This window comes from Glaciimonas sp. PCH181 (genome assembly GCF_003056055.1).
Lineage (GTDB): Bacteria > Pseudomonadota > Gammaproteobacteria > Burkholderiales > Burkholderiaceae_D > Glaciimonas.
In genome coordinates, this window is the sequence record NZ_PYFP01000003.1 from 281,467 (window position 1) to 303,316 (window position 21,850).

Sequence of the window (21,850 nt, forward strand, 5' to 3'; positions counted from 1 at the left end):
GTACCGCATCAAAGCAAGCCTGACAGCGCTTTTTTGTATTGCCAGCGCCAGATGGCGAAGAAATGGATCGGAGCTTGACCTCAAGCCCCGATAAAAATTGCTTATAACCCTAATTCCTGCCAAATCTGATCCACTCTTGTTTTGACCGCATCCGACATCTTTATGGTCGTGCCCCATTCCCGCGTAGTTTCACCCGGCCATTTATTCGTCGCATCGATGCCCATCTTGCTACCCAGACCGCTCACCGGCGAAGCAAAGTCCAGATAATCTATCGGCGTATTGTCAACCAGCGTAGTGTCACGCAGTGGATCAACCCTTGTCGTAATCGCCCAAATGACTTCATTCCAGTCACGAATATTGACATCCTCATCCACCACGATAATAAATTTGGTGTACATAAATTGCCGCAAAAAACTCCACACACCAAACATCACTCGCTTGGCATGTCCGGCATAGGCTTTCTTAATTTGCACGACGGCCATGCGATAGCTACAGCCTTCTGGAGGCAAATAGAAATCGATGATTTCTGAAAACTGCTTTTGCAATAAAGGGATAAAAACCTCATTCAGCGCCACACCAAGAACAGCCGGTTCATCCGGCGGTTTCCCGGTATAGGTAGAGTGATAAATCGGCGATGGGCGCATCGTAATCCGGTCGATGGTAAACACCGGAAAATAATCTTGCTCGTTGTAATAGCCAGTATGGTCGCCAAAGGGACCTTCTAATGCCATCTCATAGCCGGAAGGATGATTAGGATCAGGATTAATATGCCCTTCCAGCACAATTTCTGCCGAGGCTGGCACGCGCAATTCACTGCCAATTGCCTTCACCAACTCGGTCCGACTGCCGCGCAACAATCCGGCAAATTGATATTCGGACAAACTATCCGGCACCGGCGTCACTGCACCTAATATAGTAGCCGGATCCGCGCCCAGCGCTACGGCGACCGGATAAGGTTTTCCGCCAGTGGCGATTGCATGCTCACGAAAATCCAGCGCGCCGCCACGATGCGCCAGCCAGCGCATAATGACCTTATTGCGAGACAGCACCTGCTGCCTGTAAATGCCAAGGTTCTGACGCTTTTTGTGCGGACCTTTAGTGATCACTAAACCCCAGGTAATCAATGGCGCGACATCACCCGGCCAGCAATGCTGAATCGGCAAACGGGCCAGATCGACATCATTGCCTTCCCAGACGATCTCCTGACAAGGTGCCGAACGGCGCTCTTTCGGTGCCATATCCCACAGCGACTTCACCAACGAACCCAGCCCAAGCAAATCTTTGAAGTCTTTAGGCGGCTCGGGTTCTTTCAAACGCGCCAAAACATGGCCGATGCGGCGCAACTCGCTGACGTCGTCGACTCCCATACCCAATGCCACCCGTCTTGGGGTCCCGAAAAGATTGCCCAGAACCGGTATTGTATGGCCCGTTGGCTTTTGAAATAACAAAGCAGGACCGGCGGCGCGCAGGGTCCGATCGCATATTTCTGTCATCTCCAAATTTGGCGAAACAGGCACAGACACCTGTTTCAACTCTCCCAACTGTTCTAATTTGACAATAAAATCACGTAAATCTGTATATTTCATGGGTTTTGAATGTTTCTATTTGTGAAGCCTACAATTTAAGCATTAGAGCCAAGCCATTGATTTTATTGACTTTTACTTTCTTATCGCCACAATCATTAGACATAAAAGTAATGTAATTTCTTTTTTATAGTGTTGACTTGATATAAACCGCCCCCTACAATGCGCGGCAACCTTGATGAACCTTGGAAGGGTCAAAAACCCTTTTCCAGGCTCTCAACACCCACGGGATTGGGGTCCCACATGACATTATTTTAAGGATGATTTTCAAAAGGCGTCAGCCTTCTCCCCAAAAAATTTGTTTGCAACTGGTCGGCACATTTAATTAAATGTTGAATATTTTCCAGGAGCCCGTCGCATTAACGACTCATCGGCTCCGAACCACCAGTCGACTGCAAACATCACGACGTTTTGCGCAATGTAAAAATGTAGTAAGCGCCAAGCGATATTGATTACGTTGCATGCAGGATATAGCTGTTGTTTTAGCTTTCGTGTCTCTCTGAGGCCACTGTATGCACCGCAACGATCAGGAGGTTCAGTTTGTTAGCTCGTTCAATAAAAGTAGGAACTACTCGGGTCAGAGTCGGCCCTAGTCAGACACCACTAGAAGCACTTAAGCAAATCGGCAATCAATCTGCCCACGCAACATCAAATGCATTATTGGCTGTACGCGGCACTTTAGGTGATTTCATTAGCAACAGCAGCAATGCTGGAATGGTCGTCCTGATTGTCAGTCTGATTTCCATCATGGGTGCCACCGCCCTGACCGTTAAACCGGAGTTAGCTGTACAGATCAAAGGATTGCCGATATTTGGCCATCAAGACGCTAATGGCAATACCGCATCAGCAGCACCAAATGCTATCGCATCGCGTGAAGCCGTTGATACAGTCGATATGGAAGCCCGCAAAGCCAACAATTTGACCGCAATGGCCGAGGCCATCAATAAGTCTACGCAACTTCACACGGATAAAGCGGGCCTCAAAACGGTGCGAGTAGCCGATGCGCATCAACAGCAATGGGTTACCAACTGGCTATCGAAGCGTTATCGCGTAGCAGGCGATGCAACGAATATGTTTGTTAGCACTGCCTATAAAACTGCGAAAGAAACCAAACTCGACCCGCTGCTTATTTTGGCAGTAATGGCAATCGAATCCGGCTTTAACCCATTTGCCGAAAGCCCGGTCGGCGCACAAGGCCTGATGCAGGTAATGTCGAAGATTCATCAAGAAAAGTTTGAAAATTTTGGTGGCGTGAAGGCCGCGCTCAATCCAGCTGCTAACATCAAAGTCGGCTCGCAAATCCTGAAAGATTACGTGACGCAAGGCGGATCGATTGAAGCAGGTCTGAAACGCTATGTCGGCGCGGCTGCATTTGCCACCGATGGCGGTTACGGAAATCGTGTACTTGCTGAATATCGCCGCCTGCAAGATGTCGCTACCGGAAAGAACGTACCATCCGGCGGCAGCATGGCTCCAATTGCCGTGCCAAAACAGCGCCAGACACCGGTAGCCACGCAAGCGCCTGTTATTCCTAGCGATGCGATAGTGCCAGCGGAAGCAGCGATAGGGATGAAAGATCAGCCTCTGCAACAATCAGCCTCGGTTGATCAATTGTCTATTATCTAAATCGTTTAAAAATAAAACCGAATACATTTTGAGGTGTATCTGTCTATTTTGATGCGTATCGGTATGAGTAATAAAAAAGGAGCCTGAGGCTCCTTTTTTTATGCTTCTTTAATCCAATCTTGTTCCGCTAACTCCCTTGTTGCATCAGCCTGAATCAGGTCCAACCCGTTCCAGGCATCACAACAAGGTAAAAGACGCTAGCTTAGCCTTCGCCCAGATAAGCCGCCTTGACCTTCGGATCATTCAACATATCCTTGGCATGACCACTCATCGTCACCAGACCTGAATCCATCACATAACCGCGATGGGCTGCTTCCAGTGCCAGTTTCGCGTTCTGCTCGACTAGCAAAATCGTGATGCCTTGCGCCGAGACGGTCCGGATCACTTCAAAGATTTTCTCGACCATGATCGGGGATAGCCCCATCGATGGCTCATCCAGCAACAACAGTTTCGGATGACTCATCAAGGCGCGTGCCATCGCCAGCATCTGCTGCTCACCGCCCGACAGCGTTCCCGCCATCTGCGCCGCACGTTCTTTCAAACGCGGAAACACGCCAAACCATTTCTCGATATCAGCATCGACACCGGCTTTATCGTCGCGGATATACGCGCCCATCAGTAAATTCTCATGGATGCTCATACGGGTAAATACCCCGCGCCCTTCCGGCACCATCGCCAGATTTTGCTTGACCAGATCAAACGAACGGCTGCCTTTGATCGCCTCGCCCATGTAATGCAACGATCCTTCGACCTTACAATTCGGCAATGTGCCGGTGATCGCCTTGAGCGTAGTAGTTTTACCCGCGCCATTGGCCCCGATCAACGTCACCAATTCGCCCTGATTGACTTCCAGATCAATCCCTTTAACCGCCTGAATCCCCCCGTAGGCAACTTTCAGGCCTTCGATACGTAGAACATTCTCCGCCTTCACGACGGCTTTTGGTTCTGCTCTTACTTCAGCGTTGAGCTCAGTCATTAGTGGCCACCTCCCAAGTAAGCTTCAATCACGGCCGGATTCTTCTGGATTTCGGCAGGCAAGCCTTCCGCAATCGGTTTGCCATAGTCCAATACCGTCATGCGGTCACACAGGCCCATCATCAATTTGACGTCATGTTCAATCAGCAAAATGGTTTTTCCTTCATTCTTGATTTTGACCAGCAATTCGCGCAAACCGAGTTTTTCGGTCGCGTTCATCCCCGCTGCCGGCTCATCCAGTGCCAGCAACTGCGGCTCCGTCGCCAATGCCCGCGCAATTTCCAGACGGCGTTGATCGCCATACGATAAGTGACGCGCCGTACGCTCCGCAAAACGGGCAATCCCGACAAAGTCCAGCAGCGCCATCGAACGGGCACGGATGCCCGCTTCCTCGCGCTTGGCAGCAGGATGACGGAACACCGCACCGAAGACACCCTGATGACTACGGACATGACAACCGACCATGACATTCTCCAGCGCGGTCATTTCACCGAACAGACGAATATTCTGGAAAGTACGGGCAATCCCAGCCTTGGCCACTTCATGCGGGGCTGATGGTGAATACGGCTTACCGGCCAACTCAAACGAACCGGTGTCCGGTTGGTACAAACCGGTAATGACGTTAAAGAAAGTCGTCTTACCCGCACCGTTTGGACCGATCAGGCCATAAATCTGGCCCTTCAAAATCTTGATACTGACTTCGGACAATGCCTGCAAGCCACCAAACCGCTTATTGACGCCGGAGATCTGAAGAATAATTTGTGCGCTCATGGTGCCTCCTTAAGCTGCGACGACGTCAACTGACTTCGCCGGTTTATCGACATCGGCATCAGGCCGGTCTTCGTGTTTCGGCGCAGGCCACAAACCAGACGGACGGGTCAGCATAATGACCACCATGGCCAGACCGTACAGCAATTGGCGCAAGACTTCGGCGTCGATCAAGACCTTGCCGAAAATCGCCATCTGCACCGGCTCGACCGTATGCCGCAGGACTTCCGGCAACGCCGCCAGCAAGACCGCCCCCAGTACCACGCCAGGAATATGGCCCATCCCGCCCAGCACCACCATCGCCAGCACCGCAATCGACTCGGTCAGAGAGAAAGACTCCGGTGACACAAAGCCCTGGAACGATGCAAACATCGCGCCGGCCACGCCGGCAAACGAAGCCCCCATAGCAAACGCCAGCAACTTGACGTTACGGGTATTAATCCCCATCGCCTTAGCCGCAATTTCATCCTCGCGAATCGCCACCCAGGCACGGCCCAGACGCGAATGTTGCAAGCGCACCGTAATAAAGATGATCGCAATACATAAACCCAGGAATAAAAAGTAGTACGCATTGACCGAAGGCATCCCAAAACCACCGAAATACACGGTCGCATTCGAGCCACGTTCACCCGCCAGCGAGACCCCAAAGATACGAATCGGATCGATCAGGTTGATCCCTTGCGGGCCGTTGGTGATATTCACCGGCGCATTCAGGTTGTTCATGAAAATCCGAATGATTTCACCAAAACCCAACGTCACAATGGCCAGATAGTCACCGCGCAGCTTGAGTGTTGGCGCACCGAGAATCGCCCCGAACAGACCGGCCAGCGCCGCGCCCAGCGGTACGATGACCCACAACGATAAATGAATACCATTCTGGAGAATGTCCGGGCCGCATATCCGCACCAGAAAATCGCCGACGACCGGATAGGTATTGACGAAGGATTCCAGCACCGAAGCGAATTGCGGCGAGGCCAGCAAGCCGGTCATGTAAGCGCCAATGGCATAAAACGCGATATAGCCCAAATCGAGCAGACCGGCGAAGCCGACCACAATATTGAGGCCCAGCGCCAGCATGATGTAGAGCAACGCGAAGTCCATGATACGGACCCACGAGTTACCAAAATTGGCGGCGATGAACGGAAACGCCACCAGCAGAATCATCAGAACGGCCAGACTGCCATAGGCTTTGGTCGGATTTTTTTGCGTATCGAAATAGTTAGCCATAAGTCTCTCCAGTCTGGGTTAAGCGCGGTTACGCACGATCGGCCACTCGTTCGCCCATGATGCCGGACGGGCGCAGTGTCAGAACGATGATCAGGACGATGAACGCGAAAATATCCTGATAGTTACTCCCCAGGAAATTCCCGGTCAGGTCACCGATATAGCCAGCCCCCAGACTTTCGATCAGCCCCAGCAACACGCCGCCCAGCATCGCGCCATAAATATTGCCGATCCCGCCCAGCACCGCGGCCGAAAAGGCTTTCAGGCCTGGGACAAAGCCCATTGCAAATTGTGCCGACGAATAGTTCGCGCCCCACATCACACCCGCCACTGCGGCCAGTGCGGCCCCGATGGCAAACGTCATCACAATCACCCGATTCGAATCGACGCCCATCAAACCTGCCACGCGGGGGTTTTCTGCCGTGGCACGCATGGCACGGCCCATTTTAGTTTTTTCAACCAACAATACCAGTCCGACCATCGCGGCAGTCGCCAGAATCAGCAACATGATCTGGGTCGGTGAAATCAACGCACCCAGAATATGCACCGGTTCCGAGGGCATGACTTGCGGCACCGGCAACGGACTGCGGCCCCAGATCATCATGGCAAAAGTTTGCAACAGGATCGAGACGCCAATCGCGGTGATCAACGGTGCCAGCCGCGGCGCATTGCGCAACGGTCGATAAGCGATCCGTTCAATGACCAGATTGACGATCACGCAGACCGGAACCGCCCCTGCAATCGCGATCATGAGTTTGACGATGCCCGGCAAATCCGGTGCATACGCTTGCACTAATTTGAGGATAGAAAGGCCCACCATCGCGCCTATCATCAAGATATCGCCATGGGCGAAATTGATCAAATTCAACACGCCATACACCATCGTGTAACCCAGCGCGATCAATGCATACATGCTTCCTAGCACTAAGCCATTGATAATTTGTTGGATAAAGGTATCCATGATTTCCTTGTTCTTAATGTGATTCGGTTCAAATCAGCCCATACCATCGAACTCGGTATGAAGGCATATAGGGTGCTGCATAGCAAAAATCATTCCCGATACAAAAACGGCACCCAGAAAATCGGCGTGCCGTTGAAGTCGTGGGAGCGATTAACTAAAGCAACCCAAAAGGAAAGTTTGCATGGCAGGAATGTTGGGAATTGTAAAAATGCGCATGATAGTTGTCTCCGATTTCATTTTTTTAAGGGACTTTTTTTACTTGCTCTACCCACTTTATGCACGTTATCTATTGCGAGCTGCCAGCAACAAATCAGCACCGCAACAGTGCAAATTATAACGATGAGCACGACGCTTGGCTAACCGGTAGCCTGTCAGCAAAGTTCGCCGCTTTTTACATGTGTAGTATGTGCCGGATCGTGCAATTTAGGTCTCAATTTGCTGTAAAACTAACAAACGTTTCTAGCAAACTCTAAAACAGCATGACTTCCGAACACTGCCTATTTACCAAAATCGAGCGGATTATAACGATATTCAAAACATCCGTAACCTTGGTATTTTCCACATCTTCGTATAGCCGTTGGATGACTAAACGCTCTTCTTTAGACCGCCGTCATAATAACGAGGAAAAGAAAAAACTATCCACGGAAAACATCCACCTAACCTGAATTTAATTTCGTCCACACAGTAAGGCAGAATACGCGGGCGAAAAAAAACCTCGTGAATAAATCACGAGGAATCGCGTCTTATCATGGCGAGGACCAAAAAGCTGATGTCAAACTAGTAAATTTTTGTGAAACAAACCATCGGCACCGCGTCTGAATATCTAGGACATTTATTGTATTTAGACCCGCGCCAGGCCTTTAGGCATCGGGAAAGTCACGTTCTCTTCAACGCCATCGAGAGGCCGCACGCTTTTAGCGCCATACTCCTTCAGCCGATCAATTACCGCCTGTACCAGTATTTCAGGTGCCGATGCGCCCGCCGTTAAACCAATACGCGGCTTATCCACCAACCATGCAGGATCGATTTGCGAGGCATTGTCGATCATGTAGGCAACCGTACCCATTTTTTCTGCCACCTCACGCAGGCGATTAGAGTTTGAGCTATTGGGACTTCCCACCACGATCACCACATCCACTTGCGGTGCCATAAATTTCACCGCTTGCTGCCGATTAGTCGTGGCGTAACAGATATCGCCCTTTTTCGGCTCGGTAATAAGCGGGTATTTACGCTTCAATGCCGCGATCACATCGGCGGTATCATCCACTGATAAAGTCGTCTGGGAAACGTAGGAAAGCATTTCCGGATCAATTACCTGCAGCTTTTCAACATCAGCAACGGTCTCAACCAAATGCATGCCCTGCTCCGTCTGCCCCATGGTGCCCTCGACTTCAGGATGACCATCGTGACCGATCATGATGATTTCGCGGCCTTCCCGACGCATTTTGGCAACCTCGATATGCACCTTGGTGACTAGCGGACAAGTGGCATCGAATACTTTCAGACCGCGTTGCTCCGCTTCCGCTTGCACGGCCTTTGAGACGCCATGTGCTGAAAAAATAACCGTATTTCCCGGCGGAACGTCTGCCAATTCTTCGATGAACACCGCCCCTTTTTGGCGCAAATCGGCGACTACGTAAGCGTTATGCACGATTTCATGGCGAACATAAATCGGTGCGCCAAATTGAATGAGTGCACGCTCAACAATTTCAATCGCCCGATCAACACCAGCGCAAAATCCGCGCGGTTGCGCCAACAAAATTTCTTTATCCATCATCTGATCCGCATCTATTTTTAACCACATGCAATTTTAACAATATTGCGCCAAAAGCTTAAATCTGGAGCCAATTACAAAATACCGATGATTTTTACTTCAAACTGTACTTTTTGACCGGCTAATGGATGATTGAAGTCGAACAACGCGCTTTGATCATCTATTTCACGCAATACGCCAGCAAACTGTCCACCGCCTGGCGCTGCAAACTCAACTAGATCGCCGATGTGATATTCATGCCCCAATTGAGAGTTTTGTCTGAGCGTAGCGCGTGAAACACGTTGCACTAAATCCGGATTACGTGGACCGAAAGCCTGTTCTGGCGGCAATTCAAACGTCTTATGGGTCCCCTCTGGCAAACCTAACAAGCAGGTTTCCAGAAATGGGGCCAATTGCCCCATACCAAACTGCAAAGTTGCAGGAGAGTCTTTAAACGTACTGACGATATCGTCGCCAGCCTGAGAAGCCAACCGATAGTGCAACGTCAAATAAGAGGCTTCGGTAACGAGAGGTAATGATGAATTAGACATGAAAGAAAGTGCGAAATGACAGCTAAGCGTCGGAACCTCGTATTGTAAGTCACGTTAGGAAAAAAGGTCTCTATTGCGGAGATTTTGCCTCCCTTTAGTGCGCAACTCGGAAACCTTACTCGACATAAATCAACAACATCCCAGATGAGAAAAGAAAAATATGGCAATTACAGACTGGCCAAGTGACCAGCGACCACGCGAACGTTTAATCCGCCTGGGACCAACCGCCCTCACAGATGCCGAACTGCTGGCGGTGTTTTTAAGAGTAGGCGTTGCCGGAAAAAGCGCGGTGGATCTCGGTCGCGACATGCAAAGCCACTTTGGCTCGCTAAACCAACTGTTTGCAGCCTCATTAAAAGACTTCTCTGCCATTAACGGTGTAGGTCCTGCCAAGTTCGCCCAATTGCAGGCCGTGTTGGAACTGGCACGCCGGTCGCTGGCAGAGGAATTACGCGAAAAAAGTAGCCTTAGCTCGCCCGAGGCAGTAAAACACTATTTGCAGTTGCTACTGTCCAACAGACCGTATGAATCATTTGTCATGCTTTTTCTCGACGTAAGAAACCGCCTGATTGCAACTGACGAACTATTCAGAGGCACATTAACCCATGCCAGCGTCTACCCACGCGAAGTAGTGAAGGCAGCACTCGCGCATAATGCCGCCAGCGTCATTCTGGCGCATAACCACCCATCAGGGACCTCTGAGCCAAGCGCGGCCGACCATCATCTGACCTCGGTCTTGAAACAGGCATTAGGATTGGTCGATATCCGCACTCTCGATCACTTCGTTGTGGCCCGGAAGGACATTTATTCGTTTATGGAACATGGTGAGTTATAGAAAGCAAACCGATGTGGGCAAAAACAGGCTAACATTCCAATTGTTAAATATATTAAATTGAAAAAGACACACTTGTTTTCGCCAAGTTATTGAAAAACATCAGTTTTTTATATATACTCTCATTTTTTCCAATTTCGGAAATCATCGAGGAGTAAAACATGGCACGTGTCTGCCAAGTCACCGGGAAGAAGCCGATGGTCGGCAACAATGTTTCCCATGCAAACAACAAAACTAAACGTCGCTTTTTGCCTAACCTGCAAAATCGCCGTATTTTTGTTGAGTCAGAAAACCGCTGGGTCTCCCTGCGCCTTTCAAACGCCGGTCTGCGCGTTATTGATAAACTAGGCATTGATGCCGTGTTAGTCGATATGCGTGCTCGTGGCGAAAAAGTCTAACTAGCAGAATAAAGGAACCATCATGGCGAAATCAGGCCGCGACAAAATTAAGTTAGAATCGACTGCAGGTACAGGTCATTTCTACACGACTACAAAAAACAAACGTACGACTCCGGAAAAAATGTCAATCATGAAATTTGATCCAAAAGTTCGTAAGCACGTTGAATACAAAGAAACCAAAATCAAATAATTGATTAGGAATCTCAAAGCCCCGCCAGATCATATCTGGCGGGGCTTTTTTATTTTGTCGCTACAATGCGCCGTGCCTTGAATCTTATGCCTGGAGCGCGATGTTCACGACGACGAATATCAGCCGAAATTATTTTGCTGGCACTGCCGCATTTGGTACGGCTGGTTGAATTTTACGGACAACGTAGCCAACCGGAACCCAATGACCACCACTCAACATCAGCGATACGGCTTCGCCAGTGGGTGAGTTAGCAAAGCGGGAGGAAAAAACAACATTGACATATTCCCCCTTAGGCAAATTCGCCGGCTGACCCACGCGCACGATTTCCGCCCACTCCCGTCCATTCAAAGACCCCAGATCATTACGCAGATTGGCGAGGTATTTGGTCCAGTCTTCTTTAGTGATACTTTTCTGCATCACCGCACCACTTGCTGTCCACATTCGCTCGGCTTGATTCGCATCAGCCAACATCGCCCACTGAGTCGCGGCAGTCAACGCTGAATCTAGGGATACGGTCTGTGCAAAAGCCGGACCATGACACAGCATCACACCAGTTGCCAAAATAACAGAAGGCCAGAATTTTTTGATGAGTAAAGAATGCGTCATATTTTTCTCTTAAAAACAGGATGTGGAGTGATACACAGTATGCACGCAATAATTCTATTCGAAATCAGATCACGCCTATCGAACACCACAAATAATCTGGCGCAACACAAAAATTCCCCGGCCTAAAGTCATAGACCACTAAATATTGGTGCTTTAAGCTGTTCGGCAATAATCACCCACATTAACAGCCGCAACAATCCCGATCGGTAAGACGAAAAAAAACGGCCTTATAAAGGCCGTTTTCATTTATTTATTCAAACGTCAGAGGTAAAACATCATGAGTAACTACGCAGGCGCAAAGAAAACTCCTGCAAAGCTTTAATCTTGGACGCCTCAGCGCGGGCACACCAGTCTTGCAATTGATGCAACAACTGATCGCGCGTGAAATGCGAACGCTCCCAAATAGCACCCAACTCAATGCGCATCTCATGCATGGTTTGCAGCGCTTTGCTATGCAGGAATAACTCTGTGAGCTGTTGCTTTTGCGGCGCTTCCAATTTGGTCGGTTCACGTTGCAATAACTTCTTCACAGATTTCAGAAATCCTGATTCCAGCGCGGCTTTGCCAGCCAGATGCGCACGCTCTTCGTGCCAGGTACTTTTCAATGACTTGGCATACTTCGCCATGACATCGTAGCGATTGGCGATCACAGATTGCAAGGTATCCAAATCTGGCACCAACTTGGCGCTATTAAACTTCGGTGCTGGCGCAATTTTCTTAACCTTGGCAAGACCAACCATTTCCAACATACGGATGTACATCCAGCCAATATCGAACTCGTACCACTTCGACGACAATTTAGCGGAAGTACCAAAAGTATGGTGATTGTTATGCAGTTCTTCACCGCCAATTAAAATACCAAATGGGATGATGTTGGTAGCGGCATCATTACAATCGTAGTTACGGTAGCCCCAATAGTGGCCGATGCCGTTAATGATGCCCGCAGCAGTAATCGGAATCCACAACATTTGTACAGCCCAGACCGTCAGACCGATCACACCGAACAAGGCGAGATCGATAACCAGCATCAAGACAATACCCATCGCACTATGCTTGGTGTAAAGATTGCGTTCGATCCAGTCATCCGGCGTGCCGTGACCATATTTTTCCATGGTTTCAGGTACTTTGGATTCAGCACGATACAACTCAGCGCCTTCTAGCAGAACTTTTTTAATGCCGCGTGTTACTGGGCTATGTGGATCTTCTTCGGTCTCGCATTTAGCATGATGCTTGCGATGAATAGCCGCCCATTCTTTCGTGACCATACCGGTACTTAACCACAGCCAGAAACGAAAGAAATGGCTAGGGATAGCATGCAAATCAAGGGCACGATGGGCCTGACAGCGATGCAGATAAATGGTGACGCCCGCGATAGTAATATGCGTGACGACGAGCGTAAAAATAACAACCTGCCATGCAGTCGCGCCCGTCAAACCATTCGACAGAAAATCAATAATTGCATTGAACACTATGTGTCCTCCAGAAGTAAATGACAGCGCAGCAGCAAAACTTGGCGCTTTTTTCGTTTAAAGTTAGGGTAAGTTCAAGGACAGTTACCAGTCACTTAACCGAAATTAACGCGCTATTGTACTACCTTTAAAGGACGTTTTTAGAATTTGGGAATATTCCCTGTCTATCTATCTTCGCAACTTGTTGCGAATCCGCACCCGCTTCGCCCTCTGTGAGCATTCGTAAATCCTGTCGCGGTTGCGCCACTTTAATATTGTGGGCCTGCAGGACGCGCCAAATGGCCCTGTTAACATCAGACAACACATTAAGCCGACCGTTCTCCGGATCGAGAATCCAGAATCCGACCTCTAGTTCTAATCCGTCGCGACCAATCTTTGTCAAAATTGCTTGCGGCAAAATCTCATGCGTTACCCGTTCGACAACACTTACGGCCTCTTCCAACAAGGTGAGGACCTGCTCAATGTCTTCCTGATAAACCACCGTTAGCTGGGTGGACAAGCGCAAAATACGATGATGCAATGAATAGTTTTGAACCGAATTGGTCATAAAAACATCATTCGGCACAATTGACTCAACGCCATCCAGTCCTTCTAAAATAGTAAAACGGCTGTTGATCTGCGTCACTTTGCCATAATAGGTGCCCACCCCCACCATATCCCCGATGGAAAGACTGCGCTCCAATAAAATGACAAAGCCGGAAACATAGCTGCTGGCTATTTTTTGCAGGCCGAGACCAAGCGCCACACCGAGCGCACCACCGAAGACGGACAACACGGTCAAATCGATGCCGACCAGTGACAGACTGAGCAATACCGCCACCAACACCAAAAAAGCGCGGCCCATGCGAGCCACGACAGTGCGTAATGACGAATGCATGGTATTCAAGCGCATCAGGCGCTGTTCCAGCGTCGCACCAGCCCACAAAGCTATGATCAGGGTGATAAGGACCGAAATTAATGCCTGAAAAATGGCAAGAAGGGAGACCTGATGGCGGCCAATCGGCAGTACCGTACTTTCCAGATAAGCCACTAAATCAGGCCATAGTCCAGTCAGGTAGAGCAAAACACCGATCCATACCATTGCACCAAAGATCTTTTCAAACAGGAGTAGAAAAGTACTGACACCACTATCGCGTACAAATACCCTGCGCAACACATAAAAAACAAATCGCATCAAACCAAGCGAAACCATTAACGGAATCACCAGCCGTAAAAAACTGATCGGTTGATGCCATTTTGCGACAACCAACTTGGCCAGCACTAGCAACAATACGGTCAATAGCGGCGTCAATACCTGAGAAAAGCTGCGCAAGCCGATCTGCATCACTGGTTGCGTGAGATCGTCCACCACAAAAATACGCCGTAACAAGCGCGCAAAGAACCAGCTGAGCGCGATACAGAGCAGCGTTACGCCGATCTGCATCAATAAGCCCGGCGCGGCTAAATTGCGCGCAAGGCTGTCGGCCATATCAGAGAACGAATCGAACATTATTGTCGGTAAGAGGTAGCGTCCTGACGGTGGCGCTGCCAATTGAGGGCATAGCGCGTTGCCAGTGTGGGATTATTGCGAACGATGAGCACGTTCTCAGCATTTTTATGCTGCGCGCTCCAGGTAAAGTTAAAGCTGCCGGTAATCACTGTGGAAGCTGTAGCCTCTGCGTCGATCACAATCACCTTGTTGTGTGCGCTGCGATATTTAGTCTCAACCCAGACCGGAATATTCGCATTAACCAAAACCCCTACCTTGGAGGCATCATTTGTTTTTAGTTGCCGCGCATCGACCAATATTTGCACATCTATGCCGCGCTGTTTTGCGGCAATTAACGCCGAAGCTATTTTGCCGTTCGTCAAAAGATAGGCTTGAACCAATATCTGACTTTTAGCACCGTCGATGGCGTGCGTGATCAAACTTTCGATATCATCCCAAGGCGAAAACGCCGCTTGTAACGTACCGCTTGCCACCTCTGGCGCAGGCGCAGAATCGAAAGCCTGAACCTGCGCTGCCGCAAGCGTCATCATTGCAATGACACCGGCAAGCACCAAACCTCGGCGCAGGCGTTCCGATATGGCGGAGCCTAGCTTCATTTACGGACGAATACCACCGCGAAAAAACCATCTGTGTGATGCAAATGAGGCAACAATTTCAAGTAGTCTTCCATCTCCAGCGCGATCTTTTGCTCAGCCAATACTTCCTTCATTGGCACTAACGCGAAATCCTCATGGCTGGCCAGAAATTGCGTTGCAATCGCTTCGTTCTCTTCATCTAACAGACTGCAAGTACCATAGACCAGTCGTCCGCCAGACTTTACCAAACGGGCTGCGCTCGATAAAATCGCAGTTTGCTTAGCGTTCATTTCGACGATAGCTTCTGGCGTCTGACGCCATTTCACATCGGGATTACGACGCAAAGTACCCAAACCGCTACAAGGCGCATCCACCAGAACGCGGTCGATTTTGCCTGCCAGACGTTTTACTTTGGCATCATTTTCATGCGCAATTAATACCGGGTGAATATTCGATAAACCACTACGAGCCATGCGCGGTTTAAGTTTTGCCAGACGTTTTTCTGAAACATCGAAAGCGTACAAACGACCTGTATTACGCATGGTTGCGCCCAACGCCAACGTCTTGCCACCAGCACCGGCACAGAAATCGACTACCATTTCGCCGCGCTTTGCGCCAACGATTTGGGCCAGTAATTGACTACCTTCGTCCTGCACCTCAATCGCACCGCTCTTAAATAAAGGTAAGTTTTGGACCGATGGTTTTTTGATGACACGCAAACCTAATGGCGCATATGGCGTCGGTTCGCATAAAATCGGCGCTTCAGCCAATGTCGCAATGACCTCTTCGCGTGCAGCCTTAAGCGAATTAACGCGCAAATCCAGCGGTGCGGGCGTGTTCAATGCCTCGGCTAACAGCAGCGTATTTTCTTCACCATCACGCGCGACCAGTTTTTCAAACAACCATGCTGGCAGATTAGCGCGCATGGAGGCTGGCAAAAGGCGGCGGTCAATTTCAGCGACACGTGCTAACCATTCCGCTTCTTCCTCGGATAAGCCACCCAAAGAATCGGCACCAACCGCGTCGGCCAGACCGAGCAAGGTCATACGGCGCATCGTTGGTCCGTTGCCGGATTCAGCGAAGCTGGTATACACCAATTTGTTGCGCAATAGACCATATACTGCTTCGGCAATTACACCGCGTTCGCGGGAACCTAGCTTCGGGTGATCGCGAAAGTATCGCGATAAAGTGACATCTGCAGGGCCGGTAAATCGTAAAACTTCGCGCAATACTTCTTCGGTAAGACCGATGATCGCTGGAGGCAATCTCATGTTAACTCTTTCATTAAAAACACTATATTTTGTTTGAAGCGGTTCGCTTCACTGTGCGGCCGTTATTCAGCCGAGATAGCAACGCCCTATTGCGCGCCGATGTCTTTATAGACGCGACCATCTTTAATGGTCAGTCGTCCCTCAACAAACCAGCGAACTGCGCAAGGATACATTTGATGCTCGATTACCAATACCCGTGCTTGTAACGATTCAACCGTATCACCATCCGTTACCGCCACCACTTCTTGCGAAACTATCGGACCATGATCAAGATCGGCAGTCACAAAGTGGACTGTAGCGCCATGGACTTTGACACCCATTGTCAACGCCTGCAAGTGCGTAGCCAGTCCAGTAAAACTTGGCAGTAACGATGGATGGATATTTAACATTCGACCAGCGTAGTGCTGAACAAACGGCGCGGTCAATATTCGCATAAACCCGGCAAGAACGACCAAATCGGGTGCAAAACGGTCTATTTCCAGTTGCAAAGCAGCATCAAATTGCGCGCGATCTGGAAAGTCTTTATTGGAAACTACCGCTGTTGGAATACCATGCGCGGCGGCAAAGGACAAACCTCCGGCATCGGCGCGATTGCTGATGACGGCGGCAATTTTGGCAGGCCATTGTTCGGTTTGTGCTGCCCGGACGATGGCTTCCATGTTGCTACCTCGTCCAGAAATAAGGATTACGATGCTTCTCATGGCGCGCATTGTACCTGCTGCGCGGCAGCTTAGGGCACGTTGATCTATAAATTGGGGGTTAGAACGCACCTAAAACACAACATAATGTTGTTGCAACTAATCGATGCGACTCACGTTTGTACTATTTGGTTTATATCACTGGAAGGAATAAAACACGCGAAAAGGGACTTTTTTCTCAGCCCAGAAATCTGCACTATCTCGGAATACGTCCAGCAGAATTTCGCGTGCTTCCTTGTCGAATTTCTGAGTGTTCGGCAATTGCTCAAGCACCACAATAAATCCCGGTTGCGGCCCAGCCTTCAGCGCCAAGTCGGTCAGGCAATCAGCTAAAGCATCGAAGTTCTTACCAAAATGCTTAGGAAAATAAAATGCCTGAGCAATTTTTGATAATACTTGCTGTTTAGTCATTGCCTCTGCGCAATAGGCATAAAGAAAGTGTTGTCCGAGATGAGCGGCCTCTGCCTGCAGGTCGGCCACGCGAAATGCGCGTATAGACTGCACGACGTTTGGCGGCACGGTTTCAAACAAACTCGTTTTCTCCTCATCTAAAGCAGTGATGGAGGGCGGTTGCTCTGATAGTGGAATCGTTGGAAAGGTCACTCGCAGTCACTCCTGTATACGTCTAAAGGAAGCGTAATGATCGTCGGTGTAATAGTATTCGCCCGACGATTGCGCCTTGCCACCTGCAATGATGCGACGCGCACCGCGGTTGCGGGAACGTGGTGTTTTGACAGTGAACTCGTGATAATAGCCGCGCCTTTGTTCAGGCAAAAGCCGTTCATAGTTTCCAAAAACTACACCATCTTTGGGATACGGAAATGGACCACCCTGCTTAATCAATGCCAGCGTTTGCTGGGCTTCTCCAGGAAGCTGCGATACTGCGATGGCGCCCGCAAACACCTGAAACGAAAGCAACAACCCGAGTAATAACAATGCTCCTTGTCGAAAAAAGGCTGGCATGGCCCAAGAACGAATGTTTGAAGAAGGACCGTACCCCTTGACTAGCGTTGCTTTATTTACCATGTATTTAACAAATCTGAAAGAATTTGATACCGTAGGGTAACGTGTTGTAGAAAACGAATCAATACGAATTAATCCAGGTTTGTGTATGTTCTGTCCATTTTTACAAGATTTGACAAAGGACACGAATACAATGACGCTACGAAATAAGTGCAAGCGATCAGATCCATGAAATGCGATCGATAAAAATCAAATCACCCCGCCAGACTGACCTGCGCCCCTGTGCCCTCATTTAATGCAGGTTCCAGTTCAGACCCCTGATCCGCAAAAAAATTCACCACATCCTGCCGACGAGCGTAAGTATCTCTCTGCCCCATTTCGATCAACTCACGGGTATAACCGGATTCAAACAATAAATACGAGGCCAAAGCCGCCCCACGTAGTTCGGTTCCGCCCAAACCGCCAAGTAATGCTCTGACCGGCTTCGGCAAACTATTTATATGCTGACCAGCAATCTCATCAATTTGCTTAGATGGCGAAATAATCAGCATCTCTATCGGTTTCAGCGGCGTTTCCTGCCGCTGTTGCTCAGTCAAGAACGATAACGTGTGATTGATGCGCTCCAGCCGTTCAATATCCACCGCCAGACCATCAAGAAAAATGCTCGACAACGCATGACCGGCAATTTGCGCCAAACTGGGGTAATGATCGAAAGCAGGCACATCGGTCGGCGGTGCCATCATTCTGCCCGCGCCGACCACCAGCACTTTGCTTGCGCCGAGATGAATAGCCGGGGAAATCGGAGCAAGTTGCCGCATAGAGCCATCGCCAAAATATTCACGGCGCCCCTCGCAATAAATCGGAATGGCAGGAAAAATAAAAGGAATTGCCGATGATGCCAGCAAGTGTTCAACACCAATTTGATCCTTGACTGCGCGCCGCTGGCTGCGTGTCCACGACTTAATTTCATGGGCACTTTGGTAGAACGTGATGTGCTCCCCGGCGCTATAGGATGAGGCAGTCACCGCCAATGCCTGCAAACTGCCGTTCGACAACGCCGCGTCCAGAGCGGTTAAATCAAGCAACCGATGCAACATCGTTACCAGCGGCGTATTGTCGAGCAGCGAACTGGGCGGATGTGCATGCCATTGACGCAATAACCAGCCAAACGATAACAAAGAAAGCCAACGTGCCCCGGTCCGCAAGATGCCGAGTGAATCGGCGCGGTACACGTGTTCTACAGTGAAATGCTGCCAGACCTGCATCAATTTTTGCACGCCCTCACCAAAATTATCAGCCCGGCAAGCCAATGCCGTGGCATTGATTGCGCCTGCAGAGGTGCCGCAAATAATATCGAAGGGATTACGCTTTGGCGCCCAGCCTTCCCCGCGCAAAATTTCCGCGACGGCATCGAGAACACCAACCTGATAAGCGGCGCGTGCACCGCCTCCAGTCAAAATAAGGCCTACTTGTTTTCTGATCGTCATGATGTAAATCTTAACAGGGGTGTCGCATTTTTTAAGAATATTCCTGCGCCACCTCGCGCCTCGTAAAAGCAGGCGCTATCACACAATGTTGTCGGCGTTGCGGCGACGTCTCCGCATCATCGCTACGCCAGGCCGTTATTTAGCAGGCACTACAATGACAACATCGTCCTTCACCTTGGGCGCGACCAACACCGGCACGACCGCCACTACCGCGACTTCCGGTCCAAAATGGCTGGTGCTACTCATTAGATTTGCGCTGCCGGTTGGCAAAATCGGCACCAATAATAAGGCCACGATATTGATGATCTTGATCAGCGGATTAATCGCCGGTCCCGCCGTGTCCTTATAAGGATCGCCGACGGTGTCGCCTGTCACCGCCGCTTTATGTGCCTCAGAGCCTTTGCCGCCATGATTGCCGTCCTCGATATATTTTTTGGCGTTATCCCATGCGCCGCCGCCTGTCGTCATCGAAATAGCGACAAATAATCCGGTCACAATCGTCCCCATCAATAAACCACCAAGCGCTGCTGGACCTAATAATAGACCAACCAAAATTGGCACCACTACCGGCAACAGCGACGGCACGATCATTTCCTTGATCGCCGATGAAGTCAGCATATCAACCGCTTTATCGTACTCTGGCTTACCAGTGCCATCCATGATGCCCTTGATATCGCGGAACTGCCGCCGCACCTCGACCACCACCGCCCCGGCTGCGCGACCGACTGCTTCCATCGCCATCGCCCCAAACAAATAGGGAATCAGACCGCCGATGAAAAGACCCACGATCACCAGTGGATTCGACAACTCAAACGCAGTGCTGTTCCCAACCGAATCAAGCGCGTGGGTGTAATCGGCAAACAATACTAACGCCGCCAGTCCGGCCGATCCAATCGCATAACCTTTGGTGACTGCCTTGGTGGTGTTCCCCACGGCGTCTAGCGGATCGGTGATGGCGCGCACCGATTCGGGCAAACCCGCCATTTCTGCAATACCGCCTGCATTATCGGTAATTGGCCCATAGGCGTCGAGCGCCACAATAATGCCTGCCATCGACAACATCGCCGTCGCAGCAATTGCAATCCCGTATAACCCTGCCAACCAATACGAGGCCAAAATCGCAACACACACAGCCAATACCGGATAAGCAGTCGATTTCATCGACACACCAAGACCAGCAATGATATTAGTGCCATGACCGGTGGTCGAGGCTTCTGCAATATGCCGCACCGGTTTGAAATCGGTGCCAGTGTAATACTCAGTGATATAGACCATCAATCCGGTCAGAACGATTCCGATCAGCGCCGAGCCCATCATCGGCAGCACCATAAAGTCCGGCAATACCAGCCAGCTAACGATTGCAAAACCGATCAGACTGAGAATGGCGGCCCACCACAGGCCGGTATATAAAGCCGACATAATTTTCTTGCCGGGCTTGGCCTTCACCATGGAACAACCCACAATCGAGGCCAAAATCGAGACACTGCCCAACAGCAGCGGATATAGCACAGCTTGTAATTCAAAGCCCTTGATCAACAATGACCCAAGCAGCATCGTCGCAATCAAGGTCACGACGTAGGTTTCAAACAGATCAGCCGCCATGCCAGCGCAGTCGCCAACGTTATCGCCCACGTTATCGGCGATTACGGCCGGATTACGCGGATCATCTTCGGGGATGCCTGCCTCGACTTTGCCCACCAGATCAGCCCCGACATCAGCGCCCTTGGTGAAAATACCACCACCAAGACGCGCAAAGATCGAGATCAATGAGGCCCCGAAAGCCAGACCGATCAGCGGCTTCAGAATGTCATGCAACGACATGTCAGCACGGCTGAAAAATGTCATTAATAGATAATAAAAGATCGTTACCCCAAGCAGACCAAGGCCGACGACCAGCATGCCGGTGATCGCGCCGCCGCGAAATGCCACATCCAGCGCTTGATTCAACCCTTTGGTAGCCGCCTGCGCCGTCCGCACATTGGCACGCACCGAAACATTCATCCCAATAAAACCACACGCGCCAGAAAGCAAAGCACCGACTAGAAAGCCGAGCGCCGTAATCAGGCCGAGACCGGGAATTATCGCAATAATGATGAACAAAACCACACCGACAATGGCAATGGTGCGGTACTGGCGCGCCAGATAGGCCGCAGCACCTTGCTGAATCGCAGCAGCGATCTCCTGCATACGCGGATTTCCTGGGTCTAATTTCAAAATCCAGCTGCGTGAAACCATCCCATAGACAACGGCAATAATGCCGCAAGCAATCGCAAACCATAGACCAGATGCCATGTTGACTCCTCCTGTTTTTATAATGACAACACCCAAAGTAACCAACCACACTGCGTAAATGACTGCCTGCCAAAATGTGACAGAACGCTTCAATCTACAAGCCATGTGTACTGAAAGACTTTTCGTTGCCCGTTTATTT

Annotated in this window: 21 protein-coding genes; 4 read left to right on the forward strand and 17 right to left on the reverse strand. The window is 50.1% G+C overall.

What is annotated here, in order from left to right; all coding sequences use genetic code 11:
• Nucleotides 1-101: 101 nt before the first annotated feature.
• Nucleotides 102-1,586, reverse strand: a complete 1,485-nt coding sequence (ubiD, locus tag C7W93_RS21955) for a 4-hydroxy-3-polyprenylbenzoate decarboxylase (RefSeq protein ID WP_108442469.1) — start codon at nt 1,584-1,586, stop codon at nt 102-104.
• Nucleotides 1,587-2,123: 537 nt separating this feature from the next.
• Here ubiD and C7W93_RS21960 point away from each other — a divergent pair.
• Nucleotides 2,124-3,209 carry a transglycosylase SLT domain-containing protein gene (locus C7W93_RS21960; protein ID WP_225869997.1) on the forward strand — a complete coding sequence of 362 codons (1,086 nt, stop codon included), beginning with the start codon at nt 2,124-2,126 and terminating at the stop codon, nt 3,207-3,209.
• Between the two features lie 202 nt (nt 3,210-3,411).
• Here the strand turns inward: C7W93_RS21960 and C7W93_RS21965 are convergent, their stop codons facing one another.
• The 6 genes from C7W93_RS21965 to C7W93_RS21990 form a co-directional block, all read right to left on the reverse strand.
• The gene (locus tag C7W93_RS21965) at nt 3,412-4,185 is read right to left on the reverse strand and encodes an ABC transporter ATP-binding protein (RefSeq protein WP_108442470.1); all 774 of its coding nucleotides are present in this window, start codon (nt 4,183-4,185) and stop codon (nt 3,412-3,414) included.
• Entirely contained in the window at nt 4,185-4,955 is a 771-nt protein-coding gene (locus C7W93_RS21970; protein ID WP_108442471.1) for an ABC transporter ATP-binding protein, read from the reverse strand. The genes C7W93_RS21965 and C7W93_RS21970 overlap by 1 nt, the downstream gene beginning before the upstream one ends.
• 9 nt (nt 4,956-4,964) lie before the next feature.
• Complete coding sequence (locus tag C7W93_RS21975; protein WP_108442472.1) at nt 4,965-6,179, reverse strand: ABC transporter ATP-binding protein; 1,215 nt, start codon at nt 6,177-6,179, stop codon at nt 4,965-4,967.
• 28 nt (nt 6,180-6,207) lie between these two features.
• A complete protein-coding gene (locus tag C7W93_RS21980) occupies nt 6,208-7,137 on the reverse strand; it encodes a branched-chain amino acid ABC transporter permease (RefSeq protein ID WP_108442473.1) in 930 nt (309 codons plus the stop codon).
• Between the two features lie 841 nt (nt 7,138-7,978).
• Entirely contained in the window at nt 7,979-8,911 is a 933-nt protein-coding gene (ispH, locus tag C7W93_RS21985) for a 4-hydroxy-3-methylbut-2-enyl diphosphate reductase (RefSeq protein WP_201747341.1), read from the reverse strand.
• Between the two features lie 74 nt (nt 8,912-8,985).
• Nucleotides 8,986-9,441, reverse strand: a complete 456-nt coding sequence (locus C7W93_RS21990; RefSeq protein WP_108442474.1) for a peptidylprolyl isomerase — start codon at nt 9,439-9,441, stop codon at nt 8,986-8,988.
• A gap of 160 nt (nt 9,442-9,601) precedes the next feature.
• On the opposite strand from C7W93_RS21990, the gene radC reads away from it, so the two are divergent.
• The 3 genes from radC (at nt 9,602) to rpmG (ending at nt 10,861) form a co-directional block, all read left to right on the forward strand.
• The gene (radC, locus tag C7W93_RS21995; protein WP_108442475.1) at nt 9,602-10,276 is read left to right on the forward strand and encodes a DNA repair protein RadC; all 675 of its coding nucleotides are present in this window, start codon (nt 9,602-9,604) and stop codon (nt 10,274-10,276) included.
• A 158-nt stretch (nt 10,277-10,434) separates the two neighbouring features.
• The gene (gene rpmB, locus C7W93_RS22000; RefSeq protein ID WP_108442476.1) at nt 10,435-10,671 is read left to right on the forward strand and encodes a 50S ribosomal protein L28; all 237 of its coding nucleotides are present in this window, start codon (nt 10,435-10,437) and stop codon (nt 10,669-10,671) included.
• Nucleotides 10,672-10,693: 22 nt separating this feature from the next.
• Nucleotides 10,694-10,861, forward strand: coding sequence for a 50S ribosomal protein L33 (rpmG, locus tag C7W93_RS22005; protein ID WP_009667251.1), 168 nt, complete (start codon nt 10,694-10,696; stop codon nt 10,859-10,861).
• A gap of 129 nt (nt 10,862-10,990) precedes the next feature.
• Here the strand turns inward: rpmG and C7W93_RS22010 are convergent, their stop codons facing one another.
• The 10 genes from C7W93_RS22010 to C7W93_RS22055 all read right to left on the reverse strand — a co-directional run bounded on the left by C7W93_RS22010 (nt 10,991) and on the right by C7W93_RS22055 (nt 21,711).
• Complete coding sequence (locus C7W93_RS22010) at nt 10,991-11,467, reverse strand: DUF4019 domain-containing protein (protein WP_108442477.1); 477 nt, start codon at nt 11,465-11,467, stop codon at nt 10,991-10,993.
• A 275-nt stretch (nt 11,468-11,742) separates the two neighbouring features.
• Nucleotides 11,743-12,936, reverse strand: a complete 1,194-nt coding sequence (locus tag C7W93_RS22015; protein WP_370446515.1) for a fatty acid desaturase — start codon at nt 12,934-12,936, stop codon at nt 11,743-11,745.
• A 127-nt stretch (nt 12,937-13,063) separates the two neighbouring features.
• A complete protein-coding gene (locus tag C7W93_RS22020) occupies nt 13,064-14,425 on the reverse strand; it encodes a mechanosensitive ion channel family protein (RefSeq protein ID WP_108442479.1) in 1,362 nt (453 codons plus the stop codon).
• Nucleotides 14,425-15,021 carry a phospholipase D family protein gene (locus C7W93_RS22025; RefSeq protein ID WP_108442480.1) on the reverse strand — a complete coding sequence of 199 codons (597 nt, stop codon included), beginning with the start codon at nt 15,019-15,021 and terminating at the stop codon, nt 14,425-14,427. The genes C7W93_RS22020 and C7W93_RS22025 overlap by 1 nt, the downstream gene beginning before the upstream one ends.
• Complete coding sequence (locus tag C7W93_RS22030; RefSeq protein WP_108442481.1) at nt 15,018-16,271, reverse strand: RsmB/NOP family class I SAM-dependent RNA methyltransferase; 1,254 nt, start codon at nt 16,269-16,271, stop codon at nt 15,018-15,020. Before C7W93_RS22030 ends, C7W93_RS22025 begins: the two co-directional genes overlap by 4 nt.
• Nucleotides 16,272-16,357: 86 nt before the next feature.
• Nucleotides 16,358-16,972, reverse strand: coding sequence for a phosphoribosylglycinamide formyltransferase (gene purN / locus C7W93_RS22035; RefSeq protein ID WP_108442685.1), 615 nt, complete (start codon nt 16,970-16,972; stop codon nt 16,358-16,360).
• A 135-nt stretch (nt 16,973-17,107) separates the two neighbouring features.
• On the reverse strand, nt 17,108-17,572 hold the full coding sequence (locus C7W93_RS22040) for a barstar family protein (protein ID WP_225869998.1): 465 nt from the start codon (nt 17,570-17,572) through the stop codon (nt 17,108-17,110).
• A gap of 6 nt (nt 17,573-17,578) precedes the next feature.
• A complete protein-coding gene (locus C7W93_RS22045; protein WP_225869999.1) occupies nt 17,579-17,995 on the reverse strand; it encodes a ribonuclease in 417 nt (138 codons plus the stop codon).
• 191 nt (nt 17,996-18,186) lie between these two features.
• Complete coding sequence (locus C7W93_RS22050) at nt 18,187-19,419, reverse strand: patatin-like phospholipase family protein (RefSeq protein ID WP_108442483.1); 1,233 nt, start codon at nt 19,417-19,419, stop codon at nt 18,187-18,189.
• A 135-nt stretch (nt 19,420-19,554) separates the two neighbouring features.
• The gene (locus C7W93_RS22055; protein ID WP_225870000.1) at nt 19,555-21,711 is read right to left on the reverse strand and encodes a sodium-translocating pyrophosphatase; all 2,157 of its coding nucleotides are present in this window, start codon (nt 21,709-21,711) and stop codon (nt 19,555-19,557) included.
• Between the last annotated feature and the right edge of the window lie 139 nt (nt 21,712-21,850).

Excerpts from the sequence above, each read along its gene's own strand:
- ubiD (WP_108442469.1), bottom strand. The coding sequence starts at position 1,586 with ATGAAATATACAGATTTACGTGATTTTATTGTCAAATTAGAACAGTTG.
- C7W93_RS21965 (WP_108442470.1), bottom strand. The coding sequence starts at position 4,185 with ATGACTGAGCTCAACGCTGAAGTAAGAGCAGAACCAAAAGCCGTCGTG.
- C7W93_RS21970 (WP_108442471.1), bottom strand. The coding sequence starts at position 4,955 with ATGAGCGCACAAATTATTCTTCAGATCTCCGGCGTCAATAAGCGGTTT.
- C7W93_RS21975 (WP_108442472.1), bottom strand. The coding sequence starts at position 6,179 with ATGGCTAACTATTTCGATACGCAAAAAAATCCGACCAAAGCCTATGGC.
- C7W93_RS21980 (WP_108442473.1), bottom strand. The coding sequence starts at position 7,137 with ATGGATACCTTTATCCAACAAATTATCAATGGCTTAGTGCTAGGAAGC.
- ispH (WP_201747341.1), bottom strand. The coding sequence starts at position 8,911 with ATGGATAAAGAAATTTTGTTGGCGCAACCGCGCGGATTTTGCGCTGGT.
- C7W93_RS21990 (WP_108442474.1), bottom strand. The coding sequence starts at position 9,441 with ATGTCTAATTCATCATTACCTCTCGTTACCGAAGCCTCTTATTTGACG.
- radC (WP_108442475.1), top strand. The coding sequence starts at position 9,602 with ATGGCAATTACAGACTGGCCAAGTGACCAGCGACCACGCGAACGTTTA.
- rpmB (WP_108442476.1), top strand. The coding sequence starts at position 10,435 with ATGGCACGTGTCTGCCAAGTCACCGGGAAGAAGCCGATGGTCGGCAAC.
- rpmG (WP_009667251.1), top strand. The coding sequence starts at position 10,694 with ATGGCGAAATCAGGCCGCGACAAAATTAAGTTAGAATCGACTGCAGGT.
- C7W93_RS22010 (WP_108442477.1), bottom strand. The coding sequence starts at position 11,467 with ATGACGCATTCTTTACTCATCAAAAAATTCTGGCCTTCTGTTATTTTG.
- C7W93_RS22020 (WP_108442479.1), bottom strand. The coding sequence starts at position 14,425 with ATGTTCGATTCGTTCTCTGATATGGCCGACAGCCTTGCGCGCAATTTA.
- C7W93_RS22025 (WP_108442480.1), bottom strand. The coding sequence starts at position 15,021 with ATGAAGCTAGGCTCCGCCATATCGGAACGCCTGCGCCGAGGTTTGGTG.
- C7W93_RS22030 (WP_108442481.1), bottom strand. The coding sequence starts at position 16,271 with ATGAGATTGCCTCCAGCGATCATCGGTCTTACCGAAGAAGTATTGCGC.
- purN (WP_108442685.1), bottom strand. The coding sequence starts at position 16,972 with ATGAGAAGCATCGTAATCCTTATTTCTGGACGAGGTAGCAACATGGAA.
- C7W93_RS22045 (WP_225869999.1), bottom strand. The coding sequence starts at position 17,995 with ATGGTAAATAAAGCAACGCTAGTCAAGGGGTACGGTCCTTCTTCAAAC.
- C7W93_RS22050 (WP_108442483.1), bottom strand. The coding sequence starts at position 19,419 with ATGACGATCAGAAAACAAGTAGGCCTTATTTTGACTGGAGGCGGTGCA.
- C7W93_RS22055 (WP_225870000.1), bottom strand. The coding sequence starts at position 21,711 with ATGGCATCTGGTCTATGGTTTGCGATTGCTTGCGGCATTATTGCCGTT.